Annotated in this window: 15 protein-coding genes; 10 read left to right on the forward strand and 5 right to left on the reverse strand. The window is 54.9% G+C overall.

Annotated elements, in window-relative coordinates; translation table 11 throughout:
- Positions 1-108: 108 nt before the first annotated feature.
- From F0P93_RS00455 to F0P93_RS00465, 3 genes are all read right to left on the reverse strand, one after another.
- Entirely contained in the window at positions 109-981 is an 873-nt protein-coding gene (locus F0P93_RS00455; protein WP_150874427.1) for a universal stress protein, read from the reverse strand.
- A 99-nt stretch (positions 982-1,080) separates the two neighbouring features.
- On the reverse strand, positions 1,081-1,899 hold the full coding sequence (locus tag F0P93_RS00460; protein WP_150874428.1) for a universal stress protein: 819 nt from the start codon (positions 1,897-1,899) through the stop codon (positions 1,081-1,083).
- A gap of 51 nt (positions 1,900-1,950) precedes the next feature.
- The gene (locus F0P93_RS00465) at positions 1,951-2,196 is read right to left on the reverse strand and encodes a hypothetical protein (protein ID WP_150874429.1); all 246 of its coding nucleotides are present in this window, start codon (positions 2,194-2,196) and stop codon (positions 1,951-1,953) included.
- 211 nt (positions 2,197-2,407) lie between these two features.
- Here F0P93_RS00465 and F0P93_RS00470 point away from each other — a divergent pair, with 211 nt between their 5' ends.
- From F0P93_RS00470 to F0P93_RS00485, 4 genes are all read left to right on the forward strand, one after another.
- Positions 2,408-3,532, forward strand: coding sequence for a L,D-transpeptidase family protein (locus F0P93_RS00470; RefSeq protein ID WP_150874430.1), 1,125 nt, complete (start codon positions 2,408-2,410; stop codon positions 3,530-3,532).
- A 5-nt stretch (positions 3,533-3,537) separates the two neighbouring features.
- Positions 3,538-3,987, forward strand: a complete 450-nt coding sequence (locus F0P93_RS00475) for a pyridoxamine 5'-phosphate oxidase family protein (RefSeq protein ID WP_150874431.1) — start codon at positions 3,538-3,540, stop codon at positions 3,985-3,987.
- A 96-nt stretch (positions 3,988-4,083) separates the two neighbouring features.
- Positions 4,084-4,776, forward strand: a complete 693-nt coding sequence (locus F0P93_RS00480) for a hypothetical protein (RefSeq protein WP_150874432.1) — start codon at positions 4,084-4,086, stop codon at positions 4,774-4,776.
- 18 nt (positions 4,777-4,794) lie between these two features.
- Positions 4,795-5,325: a hypothetical protein gene (locus tag F0P93_RS00485; RefSeq protein ID WP_150874433.1), complete on the forward strand. Its 531-nt coding sequence runs from the start codon at positions 4,795-4,797 to the stop codon at positions 5,323-5,325.
- Between the two features lie 464 nt (positions 5,326-5,789).
- On the opposite strand, the gene hemN is transcribed toward F0P93_RS00485, so the two are convergent.
- Positions 5,790-7,151 (reverse strand): oxygen-independent coproporphyrinogen III oxidase, encoded by a 1,362-nt coding sequence (gene hemN / locus F0P93_RS00490; protein ID WP_150874434.1) that lies wholly within the window; start codon positions 7,149-7,151, stop codon positions 5,790-5,792.
- Between the two features lie 132 nt (positions 7,152-7,283).
- Between hemN and F0P93_RS00495 the strand changes: the two genes are divergently transcribed.
- The 3 genes from F0P93_RS00495 (at position 7,284) to F0P93_RS00505 (ending at position 10,453) form a co-directional block, all read left to right on the forward strand.
- On the forward strand, positions 7,284-9,749 hold the full coding sequence (locus F0P93_RS00495; protein WP_150874435.1) for a heavy metal translocating P-type ATPase: 2,466 nt from the start codon (positions 7,284-7,286) through the stop codon (positions 9,747-9,749).
- A gap of 129 nt (positions 9,750-9,878) precedes the next feature.
- Entirely contained in the window at positions 9,879-10,136 is a 258-nt protein-coding gene (locus F0P93_RS00500) for an AbrB/MazE/SpoVT family DNA-binding domain-containing protein (protein ID WP_150874436.1), read from the forward strand.
- Positions 10,130-10,453: a type II toxin-antitoxin system PemK/MazF family toxin gene (locus F0P93_RS00505; protein ID WP_191908691.1), complete on the forward strand. Its 324-nt coding sequence runs from the start codon at positions 10,130-10,132 to the stop codon at positions 10,451-10,453. Before F0P93_RS00500 ends, F0P93_RS00505 begins: the two co-directional genes overlap by 7 nt.
- A gap of 69 nt (positions 10,454-10,522) precedes the next feature.
- Here the strand turns inward: F0P93_RS00505 and F0P93_RS00510 are convergent, their stop codons facing one another.
- Positions 10,523-11,272 carry an acyl-CoA desaturase gene (locus tag F0P93_RS00510; protein ID WP_150874438.1) on the reverse strand — a complete coding sequence of 250 codons (750 nt, stop codon included), beginning with the start codon at positions 11,270-11,272 and terminating at the stop codon, positions 10,523-10,525.
- 196 nt (positions 11,273-11,468) lie between these two features.
- On the opposite strand from F0P93_RS00510, the gene ccoS reads away from it, so the two are divergent.
- From ccoS to F0P93_RS31405, 3 genes are all read left to right on the forward strand, one after another.
- Complete coding sequence (ccoS, locus tag F0P93_RS00515; RefSeq protein WP_150874439.1) at positions 11,469-11,645, forward strand: cbb3-type cytochrome oxidase assembly protein CcoS; 177 nt, start codon at positions 11,469-11,471, stop codon at positions 11,643-11,645.
- Between the two features lie 15 nt (positions 11,646-11,660).
- Entirely contained in the window at positions 11,661-13,859 is a 2,199-nt protein-coding gene (ccoN, locus tag F0P93_RS00520) for a cytochrome-c oxidase, cbb3-type subunit I (protein WP_150874440.1), read from the forward strand.
- Between the two features lie 86 nt (positions 13,860-13,945).
- Entirely contained in the window at positions 13,946-14,116 is a 171-nt protein-coding gene (locus tag F0P93_RS31405) for a hypothetical protein (protein WP_191908692.1), read from the forward strand.
- Positions 14,117-14,124: the final 8 nt, after the last annotated feature.

The following is a 14,124-nucleotide window of genomic DNA, read 5'->3' on the forward strand; positions in this document are numbered from 1 at the left end:
TAGCATTCACCAGTTGAAATTTTACATTGACTTCTCTTCACTACGCACCAAAAAAGCAGGAGTCATCGACCCCTGCTTTTCCATCAATCCATCCTAGCTTACTTTCTTTTACGCTTCATCAAAGAAGGGTTTCTCGGCTGATTCCCGGCCAACCGGCTCCGGGTCATACAGAGCCAGCAGCGGAACTGGCGGCCGGAAGGCCAGCCGACGCGTCAGGCTGCGGTTCCAGACGGCGTCCAGCAACGTTTTCCGGTGCGGAACGGTCACCAGCAGATCGACGGAATGCGTGGTCAGGTAGGTGTTGATCCCGTGTTCCACTTCGTCGTCCAGAATAAAATACGGTCCGGTTTCCACCGAATCGAATACCTGCGCAAGTCGCTGGTTGTGGTGTTCAAAGTCATCGCCGACCAGCTTCGGCGTATGGCTGTTCACGATGGACAAAGCCGTCAAACGTGCACTTTTCCGCGTTACCAGTTCGTTGAGCGGTTGTAAACAGGGCACGTGCTGCAGGGTGCTGGAGTCGGTCGCCAGCACCACCTCCCGAACGGGTCGGATGGCGGTGGTATGGGGCACCACCAGCACATTGGTTTTGGCATGCCGAACCAGCCCGGTTGCCACGCTTCCCAAAACCGCCGTAAAACCGGAACCACTGGCCCCCACCACCACATAATCAAACGCTTCCTGCTCCAGCGCGGCTTCCACGGCTCCGATGGGACTTCCGGGGGCGGTTCGAATCTGGTAGGAATGAAACGGCGGGTGGTAGTTGGCCATCAGTTCCGACAGCATTTCCTGCAGGCTGCGGTAGGCATTTTGTTCGGCCTCTTCCATCAGAAACGTAGTTCCGTACATGGTATCGGATTCGAGCGGATACGCGTGCAGCAGACAGAATTCGGCGGCTGTGTCGTCAAACAGGGCCTGAGCGAAGTGAATCGCCTTTTTCGATGCTTCCGAGAAGTCGGTTAGCAACAGTATCTTTTTCATAACCAGGGAATAAGGGTTTTCTTTTCTCCTGCAATTTCAATGCCGCTAAAAACCGCCTTGGTGAGTTTTCGGCGCAGCAGGGCCTTAAAACTACCAATTTTATACAATCGCCAAAACCGGCACGTCGGATTGCCGCGCCATCTGCTGGGTGTTGCTTTCCAGAATGGAAAACAGAAACCGGTTGTGGGATTTGGGCAACATCATGACCAGATCCGCGCGATTCGCCTGCGTAAATTCCAGAATGGTCCGCGTCAGGTCGTCTCCGCCAACAACCGTTACCGTGTGTGGACGATGCCGGAGCAAATCCCGAACGGCTTCCGCAGCCTGCTGAATGGCGGGATCGGCGGGTTTGTCGCTGACGCCGAGGATGTTCAGAAACGCATCGAACCGGGTGGCAAACCGCAGCACGCCATCCAGCGCCAGGGCATCGACCGGTTTTCCGAAATCAATCGCCACGACAATGTTTTTAAACGGCACAAAATGGGCCGCTGGCGGCACCAGCAGCAAAGGCACCAGCGTGTGCAGAATCATTTCCGTGGCCTGGCTCCCGAAATACCGCGCACCGGGCGAGTTGGCTCCGGCGGTTCCCATCACCAGCAAATCCGCTTTTTGCTCTTTTACCACCGCGTTGATGGTTTCCAGCGTCGAGCCTTCCCGGGCCGTGACCGAGATCGTCAGCCGTCCGCCCGCAGCGATTTGCAGTTTGTCCCGCAACCGGTAGAGTTTCCGCCGGGCGCTCACTTTATTTTTTTCCTCCATGGGCGTAAACACGGCCTGCAAAGCCGGGATACGGAGCGGATGGTGGTAGACGTTCAGCAGAACGAGCCGGGCCTTGAGAAGCGTGGCAAGCTGGAGGGCAAAGTCCGACGCGGGCTTGGCACTTTTGGAAAAATCAGTCGCTAAAACAATGGTTTTCATCGGTAAGAGTAGGGTTGAAGTGGGGACACGCAGAAACTGCCTTTGCCCCGTTTAGTGGATAAGAATATCTTTTTCGGCCCAGTAATGCCGTTTCCCATCCCACCAGTCCAGAATGACGTGCCAGAGTCCGCTGCTCAGTTGCTGCGTTGAAACCACCTGCCGGGGCCGTTGATTCGGCTGAACCACCAGATGAACTTCTTCGCTGTGATCAAATCGTTTCTGAAAAATCACCTCCGCTTTCCGGAAGGAGACGGGCAGCACAAAGGCCAGTTGGTGTTGGGCGGGTTCAAAAGTCATGGCGGTATGGCGTGTTTAGGGCTGGATTAGGACTTTCGTTCGATCTGTCGCAAAACTAAAGGGCCCATTCCGGTAACGCCCTGATATTCATCCGCCCAAAAGCTGACATAAATCACCTCGTCTGCCTATAATCATTAGCACTCTCCAGGCTGCGATCCCCTTACTTTGGTACCGGTTACCGCGACGACCCCATCCACTCATACCGCAACCGATGAATCTAAAAACGCTTTGGGTTATCCTGATTCTCCTGACCACCCGGCTTCCGACCGTGGTGGGGCAAACCCTTCCCGAATGGCAAAATCTGCTGTATCGGTCGGGGCTGGACACAACGGGTGTTCGGCTGGACAGCGCCACCCTGAGTCGGCTGGCGTATGAACTGGCCTACGGAAACCGCCCCAACCGGCTGAGTTACTGGAACCTGCCGGAACAGATCGATTCGGCCCGCATCAATCAGGTGGTCGAGCAAATTCGGATGAAAGCCCCGGACTGGGTGGCCCAATGGCACTCACTGGAACCGGTTTTCGAGCCCTACCAAAGGCTGCGGGCGGGGTTAGACTCTTTGATGTTTTTCGGTGGCGATTCGATTCCGCGCTGGCACGAGATCAAAACCGCCCTGAACAACTACCGCTGGCTGAATCGGGTGGCTTCCGACCTCGTGGTGGTGGTCAACATTCCTTCCGCAACGCTCCGGGTTTTGAATCGCCAGGGAAACGAAGTGTTGCAGTCGCGGGTGATTGTCGGCACTCCCCGCACCCCGACGCCCCTTTTCGGTGCGCAACTCACCCGGATCATTACGTACCCGTACTGGAATGTGCCCCGGTCAATTGCCGTCAAGGAATTTTTGCCCAAAATCAAACGCAATCCGGCGGGGTTTCTGGATGCAATGAAACTACAGGTACTCGATGCAAAGGGCCGGATCGTTGCGCCCGAATCCGTGAACTGGACGGCGCTTTCGGCCCAGAATTTCCCCTATCGGCTGCGTCAGTCCACCGGCTGCGATAACGCGCTGGGCGTCATGAAGTTCGACGTGAACAGTCCGTTTGATATTTACCTGCACGACACCAACCACCGGGAGTTGTTCAGCAACAGTCGGCGGTTTTTGAGCCACGGCTGCATCCGCGTGGCCAAACCGGTCGAACTGGCGAATCTACTGCTGGGGTCACCGTATTTCAAGCCGGCTTTTCTGGAAAGCACTCAGGTCAATCTTCCCTCCCGAACCGTTCCCTTACCCGGCCCGGTTCCGGTCCTTATTCAGTACCAAACCGTCGATGTAAACTCGGCCGGCACGCTGGTTTTTTACCCGGATGTGTACGGCTGGCAAACCGTAAAATACTAAATCCGATGTTAACCGAACTTACCAACGAAGTAATGGACTCCATGCTGGTCAACCAGTATTTTGGCCGCATTGCCTGTGCTGCCGACGACCGGATTCTGATCGAACCCGTTATGTATTTCTACGATGGACACGCCATTCTGGGCCTCACCCGCGAAGGCACCAAAACTCAGTTGCTACGCAAGAATCCGCACGTCGCTTTCGAAATCGACGAAATGATCAGTCCCGGCCTTTGGCACAGCGTGGTCATCGAAGGATTGTTCGAAGAATTGCAGGGTGATGACCGGGATTATGCCCTATATCTGCTCGAACACCGAAAAATTCCGGTTTTTGCGGGTGAAAAAATGGGCTATCCCGGCGAAAAAGAACCCGTCGACCACAAGGTCGTCTACCCGGTGGTGTACCGGATTCAGATTCAGAGCAAAACCGGCCGGTGTTATACCCACGCGCTAACCTGACGACGATCAGCCGGTTATCTCTCATCCGTCATTCTCTTTTTCCCGATTCCGAAGGAGTTTTATACCGGTTTACACGCTCCTTCACCTACCAAGACGATGAGACGGATTATTTCAGCAGGAATCATGCTCGGTCTGTTGCTGACCGGCTGCGCGGGGACGTCGGCCCAGACCGTCCGGGGTAGTATCGGTTTTTTTCAGATGGGCTACCTCAATGCCCCGCAATCCGGTGCTGTCGCCCACACCTTCGCTCCCGACTGGTTTCCCACGCTCCACAACCATTTCATCTACAGCGGAGGAGAAGGGTGGTTGCGCCGAAACCGGTGGATGGCCGGTTTCAGCGCGTCGGCCCTGACAGCCCGCAGCGTTTCCGTTCAACAAACCCGCGTCGAACGTGTGGCCGGTCTGGGGCAGCTCAAGCTGGGCTACGTGCTGTTCGACAACCGGCGGTGTTTGCTCTATTCGTCTTTTAGTCAGGGGCTTTCCTCATCCGTCATCAGCATCAACCAAACGGGTTCTGAGCCGGTGGTGTGGATGCTACCCAGCCATTCCACCGATCTGGCGGTTCATTTCAACCACTTGATCGCACGCAACCCGTCCGACAATCCGGATGAAGTCCGGGGCCTCTGGCTGGGGTTGCGCGTTGGGTATCTGGCCAGTACCAAATCCGCCCACTGGGTGCAGATTCCGGAAGGTGTTCAACACCAGTTCAAGCCGACCTATGCCCTCAACGGCCTGTATGTAACCCTGTCAATCGGCGGGGGCCGATTCCGTTATCCTCACGCTTTGTAACCGATCTCCAAAACCGCCATGTTTTTCTCCCTGACTTTTTTCTGGACGGCCTACACGGTCGCCAACCTCTTGTTCCTCGTCGCCATCTGGGGAAGCAAAAAATGGCCCCGGACCACCCGGCTGTTTTTTCTGCTCCTGTTTGGCTGGGCCGCCTGGTTCAATGCGTCGATGGCTTTGATTTCCCCTTCGGTGTATCAGGATTATGCCGACACCGCCATTCCGCTGTATCGCTGGTTTATCATGGGACCGTTTGTAACGATCATCCGACCCATGATCCTGGTGATTGCTGCCGGTCAGGCCCTGATTGCCGGGTCGATGCTTCTGAAAGGAGAGCTTTTTAAGCTGGGTTGCTGGGATGGGCTGGTTTTCGGACTGGCCATTGCTCCACTGGGATTGTATGCGGCTTTTCCGTCTACGGTTCTGATGGCGATTGCCTTTTACCGGCTGCAAAAAAACCATGACGATACGTATTTGTGGGAGACCAAAAACGAAAAACCGGGGAGAAGGACGAACAGAAAATCCCTTTCAACCCGGCATGCGGCCTCCTGAGAACTTCGTAAAGCACTGAGGTCAGATCCTCAATCCTTTTCAAGCTCCTAAGAATGATAAATTGTCCTGCTTTGTTCTGCCCCCCCCTAATTAATTTAAATTTAATGACCAGCGAACTGAATGTTTATCAGCCCACTGCTTTAGCTGTTTGAGTTAATCGGGGAGAGCCCTGGAAGGGCGGTCTGTCACTAGTCCACAGCCGATAGCAACGAGTGGTAGCTCCGGAGGAGCGGTCTAAAAACATCTTCAGTCCGCTCCTCCGGAGCTACCACTCGTTGCTATCGGCTGTGGACTAGTGACAGGACAGGCCTCCGGCCTTCATTCAAACAACTTCTAAAGCAGTGGGCTGATAAACCAAAATAGTTAATTCGGCGCTTAGTATGCTTAAATCAATTAGGGGCTCAAAAATGACAGAGCTAAGCCCCCTTCTGGGGCCGGACCGACGCTTCGGGGCAACGATAGCTCTAAACCGTCTGCGAAAACAACCGGGTCTGAGGCTGGGCCTGGTTGAGCCGCGCATCGAACGCCATGCAGATATTCCGCAGGAAGGGCCGTCCTTCGGGCAGTACCCGCAAGCCTTCCGCGTTGAAATCGATCAACCCGTCGAACCGGAACGAGTCCAGCCGGTCGCACAAAACCGCCCACTCGTCCTCCGTCCAGCCATCCCGGGTCCACCGGGTTTCGCCCTGACACATGATGTTCAGAATCTGCCGACGCAAAAACTGGTCTTGCTGGCTCAGCACATGGCCGCGCAGCAGCGGCAATTCGCCCGCCCGGACCCGGCCGAGATACGCATCGAGGTCTTTTTCGTTCTGGGCAAACGCCGACCACACATCGCCGATGGACGAGGTTCCGAGACCGATCAGGGCGCGGGTTCGGGTGGTCGTGTAGCCCATGAAATTCCGGTGCAGCGTCCCGGTTTGCAGCGCTTTGAACAAGGCATCGTGCGGCAGGGCAAAATGGTCAATGCCGATTTCGACGTACCCCGCCTGCTCCAGCAACGCCCGCCCGGTTTCGTAAAGAATCCGTTTCTGCTCACCCGACGGCAGGTCTTCGTCCCGAAAACCGCGTTGCCCGTTGCCCTTGATCCAGGGAACGTGCGCGTAGGAATAAAACGCAATGCGGTCGGGCCGTAGCATCAGGGTTTTGTAGAACGTATCGGTAATAGAATCCGGCGTCTGAAACGGCAGTCCAAACACGATGTCGTGGCTAATCGATTGGTAGCCCATCTGGCTGGCCCAGGTCGTCACCTGCTGCACGTTTTCGAACGGCTGAAGCCGGTGAATGGCTTTTTGCACCACCGGGTCGTAGTCCTGAACGCCAAAGCTGACCCGCCGGAAACCAAACTGATAGAGTACCCGCAGGTGCTGGCGGGTAGTATTGTTGGGGTGACCTTCCCAGCCGTAATCCGGAAATTCGGTGGGCGTGGCGCGTTCGAAAATACCCGTCAACAGCCGTTCAAGCTGTTTAGGCGCAAAAAAACTGGGCGTTCCTCCCCCCAGGTGCAGTTCGGCCAGACGCGGCCGTTCCAGCAGCAAATCACAGTAGAGATTCCATTCCGCCAAAACCGCATCGATGTACGGTTCTTCGACGCCGTGGTTGCGGGTGATGCGCTTGTTGCAGCCGCAAAACGTACACAGGCTTTCACAATACGGCAGGTGAATATACAGGCTCAAACCGGTCGTGCTGTTGCTGATTGAAACCGCTTGTCTGAGATTTTGCACCCAGGCGGTTTCGCTGAACGTGGTTTCGTCCCAGAACGGCACAGTCGGGTAGCTGGTGTAGCGCGGGCCGGGAACGTCGTATTTCTGAATGAGAGACTGCATACGGATTGGAGATTTGCGCACCAAAATTGGCGGAGATTCGCACGCCATACCCTGACCGGTATCACTCGGTTTGCTGACGCTCGTCAGGGTTTAACGACCTGTTCCGACCCAATTTGCCAAGAAAAATATGGTATGCGTACAGCAACGATTTCAGCGACTACCTGTTACCACTGCGGCAACGACTGTGCAGAGCACAACCTTGAATACGATGAAAAACCGTTCTGCTGCGAAGGCTGCCAAACGGTCTACAGCATTCTGAATCAAAACCAGTTATGTCAATATTATTCGATTGAACAGGAAGGCACCGGCGTTCGGCCCGGCAACCCCCTCAAAACGGAAAATACCCCAAAAAACCGGCTCGACTTTCTGAATCATCCCGCCATCGTTGCCCAACTGCTGTCCTTTTCCAGTGCGTCGGTCGCCCGGGTTACCTTTTACGTTCCGACCATCCATTGCAGTTCCTGTCTATGGTTGCTCGAACACCTCTACCGCATCCATCCGGGCATTCAGCAGTCGCGGGTGGATTTTCTCAAAAAGCAGGTTCACCTGACCTACCAGCCCGATCAGCTCACGCTCCGGCAGGTGGTCGAACTGCTCGCGTCGATTGGCTACGAGCCGCTGATCAGCCTGAACGATGTCGTTAAAGAACAGCAAAAACCGTCGTACCGCCCCTTGCTCTACCGGCTGGCCCTGGCGGGTTTTTGTTCGGGCAACATCATGCTGTTCAGCTTTCCCGAATACCTCGGCCTCGACGATCCATCGTTCAAACACCTCTTCGGTCTGCTCAACATTGTGCTGGCCATTCCGGTCGTCTTTTACTCGGCATCGGGCTATTTCGAATCGGTCTGGACGAGTCTGAAAAAAGGCATCATCAACATCGACTTTCCCATTCTGCTCGGGATTCTGGTCGCGTTTTTCCGGGGAACCTACGAGGTTCTGTTTCTCAACGGTGCCGGTTATTTCGATTCGCTGACGGGCCTGATTTTCTTTCTGTTGTGCGGCAAATGGTTCCAGCAGCGTACCCACGAATTTCTGTCGTTCGAACGGGATTACAAATCGTATTTTCCGCTGGCCGTAACGGTTTTAAAACCGGAGGGCGAAACCGCCATTCCCGTAGCCGAACTCCGCAAGGGTGACCGCATCCGGGTTCGTAACTACGAACTGATTCCCGCCGACGGATTGCTGTATAAAGGCCAGGCTACCATCGATTACAGTTTCGTAACGGGTGAATCGGAGCCGGAAGCCCAGAAACCGGGGGCGTTGCTGTATGCCGGTGGCAAGCAGATTGGCGAAGCCATTGAACTGGAAGTGGTGCGGGAGGTGTCGCAAAGTTACCTGACCCAACTCTGGAACAACGACGCGTTCCGCAAGGGCGACACCTCCCGAATGCGCACCTTTGCCGATGCTGTCGGGAAGTATTTTACCCTGACCGTCATTGCGCTAGCCACGATCGTGGGCTTATACTGGTACACGCACGACCCCGCGCGGGCCATCAACGCCTTTACGGCGGTTCTGATCATTGCCTGTCCATGTGCGCTGTCCCTGTCGTATCCGTTCGCGCTGGGGAATGGAATTCGGAAGCTGAGCCAGCAGAAATTGTACCTCAAAAACGCGGACGTCATCGAGCACATGGCGGATTGTGACACCATCGTCTTTGACAAAACCGGTACGCTGACGGAGACCGTGAGTGAAAGAGTGATGGAACGAATGCGTGAAGACAAACACGGGAGCGTTGTGGAGGAGTTTTCGGTAGCTTTGACGAACTTTGAACAGGCGCTGGTGATCTCACTGGTGCGGCAGTCGGCCCACCCGCTCAGCCGGAAACTGGCCGCTCATCTGGCCGGCGTTCAACCGCTGGTGGTGGAGGATTTTATGGAAATACCGGGTCGCGGGTTACACGGATTCGTGGATGGCTGGGAAGTCAAAATCGGCTCTGCTTCGTTTGTAAATCCGCAGTCAATGTCGTCAATATCCTCAAAAGAAACCGCAACCGATTCAGCCGGAGCGCGTGTCCATATGGCCATCGAGCAGCAATACCGGGGTTGTTTCCGGTTTCCGAACCAGTACCGCCCCGGTCTCGATGCGATGCTCGATTTGCTGAAATCTACGCACCAACTGTATCTGCTTTCGGGCGATACCGACACGGCCCGGCCCGAACTGGCACGCTGGTTTACCCCGGATCACATGACGTTCAACTGCCAGCCGCAGCAAAAGCTCGACATCGTGCGGCACCTGCAAAACCGGGGCCACCGCGTGCTGATGGTGGGTGACGGCCTGAACGATGCCGGGGCGCTGAAACAGGCCGATGTCGGCATGGCCGTCACGGAAGACACCGTTCAGTTTACACCCGCCAGCGACGCCATTCTGGAAGCATCCTCACTACGAAAACTGCCCGAACTGCTGGCGTACAGCCGCTTCGGTATGCGGCTGATCCGGTTTAGTTTTGCGGTTTCGCTGCTGTATAACTTCATAGGTCTTTCCTACGCGTTAACGGGGAATCTTTCGCCGGTTGTGGCCGCCATCCTGATGCCCGTCAGTTCCGCGACGATGTTGCTGATTGGGACCCTGGGGATGCGGTGGAAAGCGATTGGGAAGTAAGATGACAATGATGAATGACGTCTGAGCGGTTAGTAGATTTTCAACTAACCGGCAAAAAATCCGTGTTTAAAAAAGACGGTTTCGAGCTGATTTGTTATACCTTTGTTATAACAAATCAGCTCGAAATGTATGCTACAGATCATTCGTAAAATTGGCAACTCACAAGGTATTCTCCTGCCGCGAACGGTTCTGCAACAGGCAGGCATTGAAGGTGCGGTTGACATTGAAATAACTGAAGGAGCGCTTATCCTGCGCGCTGTCAAAAAACACCCAAGGGACGGCTGGGAACAGGTTTTTGATGAAGCAATCAAAGCCGGAGATCAGCCCGAAGGCGATCTGTTTGATGGCACACCAAACCAGTTTGACCAAACTGAGTGGACATGGTAATTGAGCGGTTTGACGTTTGGCTGGTTTCATTAGATCCGACCCAGGGCAGCGAGATTGCCAAAACACGTCCTTGTTTGATTGTATCCCCGGATGCGATTAACCAACGGCTCAATACCGTGATGGTTGCGCCTTTAACCAGCACGCAAAAGCGTTATCCCACCCGAGTCAACTGCCAATTCTCCGGTCAGGCTGGTCAGGTCGCTTTAGATCAGATCCGCACGGTTGACAAAGTTCGATTGGTAAAACACATCGGGCGCTTAGACGACGCGGTATGCCACCAGGTGTGCCAGACACTGGTTGCCCTCTTTACGTATTAAAAGGAAAAACGGCGTTGTTTTCCAACAGGATATCCCACTGAAAACAACGCCGTCTCGCATTGAATCACCTTACATATACGCTTCGTCGCGCCCGCGCCGGAGCTTCACGATGCCCAGTTTATTCATCAATAAAATCAGCGGATAAGCCGGGTCGAATTCGTGCCAGCGAAAACCGCCGAAGTTGGCCCGACCGCCGTAGCGGTGGTGGTTGTTGTGGTACGATTCGCCCATCATCAGAAAGTCGAACGGCAACAGGTTTTTGGCCGTATCGTCCACTTTGAAGTTGATGTAGCCGTAGCGGTGCGCGCACCAGTTGATGATGGCACCATGCACCGGTCCCATGAAAAAATGGAACGGCAGCAGCAGAAACAGCCAGGGTGAGGTGGCAAACTGGATGTAGAACAGCACATAGAACGTTCCCCAGGCCACCCGAACAGGCCAGCGATCCCCGAACCATTCCATCCACGGCCAGTTAGGCACCCCCTTTTTGAACTTCGCCGGAATGGTGTCCCGGTTGTTGAGAATGTCGTTGTAAAACTGCCGGGTCTTCCACATCATATCCATCATACTCTTGGAATACTTCGGTGAATGCGGGTCTTCCTCGGTATCGGCGTAGGCGTGGTGAAGCCGGTGCATAATACCGTACGCGCGTGGACTCAAAAACGACGATCCCTGGCTAATGAACGTCACAACGTAAAAAACCTTCTCCCAGCCCTTGCTCATGGTAAACATCTGGTGGGCGGCATAGCGGTGGAGAAAGAGGGTCTGCATCAGGACCGACAGGTACCAATGCGCGAGAAAAAAGACGAGAATGATCATTAAGAAAGAAGAATCTGGTGTAATAGCCCCAAAAGTAGTCCCCGTGTTTTATCGCCAGTCTAACGCCGGTCAGCCGACCGGATGAGTTTTGTCAGCCCGCCCGGTTTACCTGAATTCTATCACCCCCCTGCCTGACGAACCTCATACGTTGCCCAGCGGATAAGCCGCACTTTTGACCCGGCAAACGCTCACGAATATGAACATTATCTTCTTCATGATTGGCATTAGTCTGCTGCTGGCACTGGGATTTTTCGGGGCTTTTCTATGGTCGATGAAAACCGGCCAGCAGGATGACCTGTACACCCCCTCGATGCGGATGCTGCTCGACGACAACGAACCTACTACTACCTCCTCCATAGATACCCCCGCATAACAGCTCGTTACCACTATGAATGTCTCGCAAAAACCGCCTGTTACGATTTCGCCTGAACACCCCCGACCGGGGAACGGAGCCGCTCCCGCCGTGGAACGCTTCGAGTATGACAACCGCATTGTCCGGGATTTCGCCGTTGCTACCATCATCTGGGGCGTCGTCGGCATGTTGGTCGGGGTGCTGATTGCCAGCCAGTTGTTTGCTCCGGCGGCCAACCTCGGCAACCAGTATACGACCTTCGGACGGATTCGGCCGCTGCACACCAATGCGGTTATTTTCGCCTTCGTCGGCAATGCCATTTTTATGGGTGTGTATTACTCGCTGCAACGGCTTTGCAAAGCCCGGATGTTCAGCGATTTGCTCAGTAAAATCCACTTCTGGGGCTGGCAGGCCATCATCGTAGCCGCAGCCATTACGCTGCCGCTGGGTCTGACCACCTCCCACGAATACGCCGAACTCGAATGGCCGATCGACATCGCCATTACGCTGATCTGGGTGGTTTTCGGAATCAACATGTTCGGCACGATCATCAAACGCCGGGAGCGCCACCTATACGTCGCCATCTGGTTTTACATCGCCACGTTCGTAACCGTTGCCGTGCTGCACATCGTCAACTCGTACCAGATGCCGGTGAGTCTGTTCAAAAGTTATTACGTCTACGCCGGGGTGCAGGATGCGCTCGTGCAGTGGTGGTATGGTCACAATGCGGTGGCATTTTTCCTGACCACGCCGTTTCTGGGGCTGATGTATTACTTCCTGCCCAAGATGGCAAACCGCCCGGTTTACTCTTACAAACTGTCAATTCTGCACTTCTGGGCGCTGATTTTCATCTACATCTGGGCCGGTCCTCACCACTTGCTCTATTCATCGCTGCCCGACTGGGCGCAATCGCTGGGGGTGGTTTTCTCCATCATGCTCATTGCCCCCTCCTGGGGTGGGATGATCAACGGGCTGCTGACGCTGCGCGGAGCCTGGGACAAGGTTCGGGAAGATACCATCCTGAAATTCATGGTCGTCGGAATTACCGCTTACGGGATGGCCACCTTCGAAGGGCCCATGCTGTCGCTCAAGAACGTCAACGCCATTGCCCACTTTACCGACTGGATCGTAGCCCACGTACACGTCGGGGCCCTGGGCTGGAACGGTTTTCTGACCTTTGCGATCCTGTATTGGCTGATTCCGCGCATGTATAAAACGCCCCTGTATTCCAAAAAACTGCTGAGCATCCACTTCTGGATCGGGACGCTGGGAATCCTGTTCTACGCCGTTCCAATGTACATTTCGGGCTTCACCCAGGGCATGATGTGGAAGGAGTTTACCCCCGAAGGCACCCTGCGCTACCCGAACTTCCTGGAAACGACCATCCAACTGCTGCCCATGCACCAGATGCGGGCGGTGGGGGGTACGTTCTACCTGCTGGGTGCGATTCTGATGGCTTATAACCTGTTCAAAACGATGGCGGCCGGGCAACTGGTGGTCAACGAAGCCGCCGAAGCCCCTGCTCTGGAGCAAGCCTATGTGCCGACGGGAAGCGATACCTACTGGCACCGCTGGCTGGAGCGCAAGCCCATACCGCTGCTGATTGGCTCCCTGGTGGTGATTCTGATCGGTTCGATGGTAGAATTGATTCCGACGTTCATGGTAGAGTCCAATGTGCCGACGATTTCGGCCGTTCAACCCTACAGCGCCCTCGAAGTCCAGGGCCGCGACCTCTACATCCGTGAGGGCTGCGTCAACTGCCACAGCCAGATGGTTCGGCCTTTCCGCAGCGAAACCGAACGCTACGGGGAGTATTCCAAAGCGGGCGAATTCGTGTATGACCACCCGTTCCTCTGGGGCAGCAAACGCACCGGGCCGGATCTGCACCGCGAAGGCGGCAAATACCCCGATTCCTGGCACTACCACCACATGCGCGACCCAACGTCGATGTCGCCGGGGTCGATCATGCCCGCCTATCCGTGGCTGCTGGATCAGAAACTCGACATTTCGAATACGTCGGATAAGCTGAGAACACTGGAACAAGTGGGCGTTCCCTACGACGATGCCACGATCAGCTACGCCAACGAAGATTTGCAAAAACAGGCGCAGCAAGTCAGCGACCGCCTGGCGAAAGATGGCATCAAAGTCGACGCCGACCGCGAGATCATCGCCCTGATTGCCTACCTCCAACGGCTCGGCACGGACATCAGGAAAATGGAAAACGCAACCAAATAACGATGGATTATGAATGATGAACGATGAATGGGCTGGCGCATAATTGATCGTTCATCGTTACATCGTTCATCATTTCCTAACAAACCATGTTCAAGCAATTTATTTCCAAAATTCCCGGCGCGGACGTCTATATGGTCGGCTCGTTTATCACCTTCCTCGCCTTTTTCATTCTCGTCGGTTTATACCTGGTTTTGGTGGATAAAACGTACATCCGCCAGATGAGCCAGATGCCCCTCGATGAATCGTCAACCGATTAACCACCTTT

It is taken from the genome of Larkinella humicola (genome assembly GCF_008727875.1).
GTDB classification, from domain to species: Bacteria; Bacteroidota; Bacteroidia; order Cytophagales; family Spirosomataceae; genus Larkinella; species Larkinella humicola.

Excerpts from the sequence above, each read along its gene's own strand:
- F0P93_RS00505 (WP_191908691.1), top strand. The coding sequence starts at position 10,130 with ATGGTAATTGAGCGGTTTGACGTTTGGCTGGTTTCATTAGATCCGACC.
- F0P93_RS31405 (WP_191908692.1), top strand. The coding sequence starts at position 13,946 with ATGTTCAAGCAATTTATTTCCAAAATTCCCGGCGCGGACGTCTATATG.
- F0P93_RS00460 (WP_150874428.1), bottom strand. The coding sequence starts at position 1,899 with ATGAAAACCATTGTTTTAGCGACTGATTTTTCCAAAAGTGCCAAGCCC.
- F0P93_RS00465 (WP_150874429.1), bottom strand. The coding sequence starts at position 2,196 with ATGACTTTTGAACCCGCCCAACACCAACTGGCCTTTGTGCTGCCCGTC.
- F0P93_RS00510 (WP_150874438.1), bottom strand. The coding sequence starts at position 11,272 with ATGATCATTCTCGTCTTTTTTCTCGCGCATTGGTACCTGTCGGTCCTG.
- ccoS (WP_150874439.1), top strand. The coding sequence starts at position 11,469 with ATGAACATTATCTTCTTCATGATTGGCATTAGTCTGCTGCTGGCACTG.
- F0P93_RS00495 (WP_150874435.1), top strand. The coding sequence starts at position 7,284 with ATGCGTACAGCAACGATTTCAGCGACTACCTGTTACCACTGCGGCAAC.
- F0P93_RS00475 (WP_150874431.1), top strand. The coding sequence starts at position 3,538 with ATGTTAACCGAACTTACCAACGAAGTAATGGACTCCATGCTGGTCAAC.
- ccoN (WP_150874440.1), top strand. The coding sequence starts at position 11,661 with ATGAATGTCTCGCAAAAACCGCCTGTTACGATTTCGCCTGAACACCCC.
- F0P93_RS00500 (WP_150874436.1), top strand. The coding sequence starts at position 9,879 with ATGCTACAGATCATTCGTAAAATTGGCAACTCACAAGGTATTCTCCTG.
- hemN (WP_150874434.1), bottom strand. The coding sequence starts at position 7,151 with ATGCAGTCTCTCATTCAGAAATACGACGTTCCCGGCCCGCGCTACACC.
- F0P93_RS00480 (WP_150874432.1), top strand. The coding sequence starts at position 4,084 with ATGAGACGGATTATTTCAGCAGGAATCATGCTCGGTCTGTTGCTGACC.
- F0P93_RS00455 (WP_150874427.1), bottom strand. The coding sequence starts at position 981 with ATGAAAAAGATACTGTTGCTAACCGACTTCTCGGAAGCATCGAAAAAG.
- F0P93_RS00485 (WP_150874433.1), top strand. The coding sequence starts at position 4,795 with ATGTTTTTCTCCCTGACTTTTTTCTGGACGGCCTACACGGTCGCCAAC.
- F0P93_RS00470 (WP_150874430.1), top strand. The coding sequence starts at position 2,408 with ATGAATCTAAAAACGCTTTGGGTTATCCTGATTCTCCTGACCACCCGG.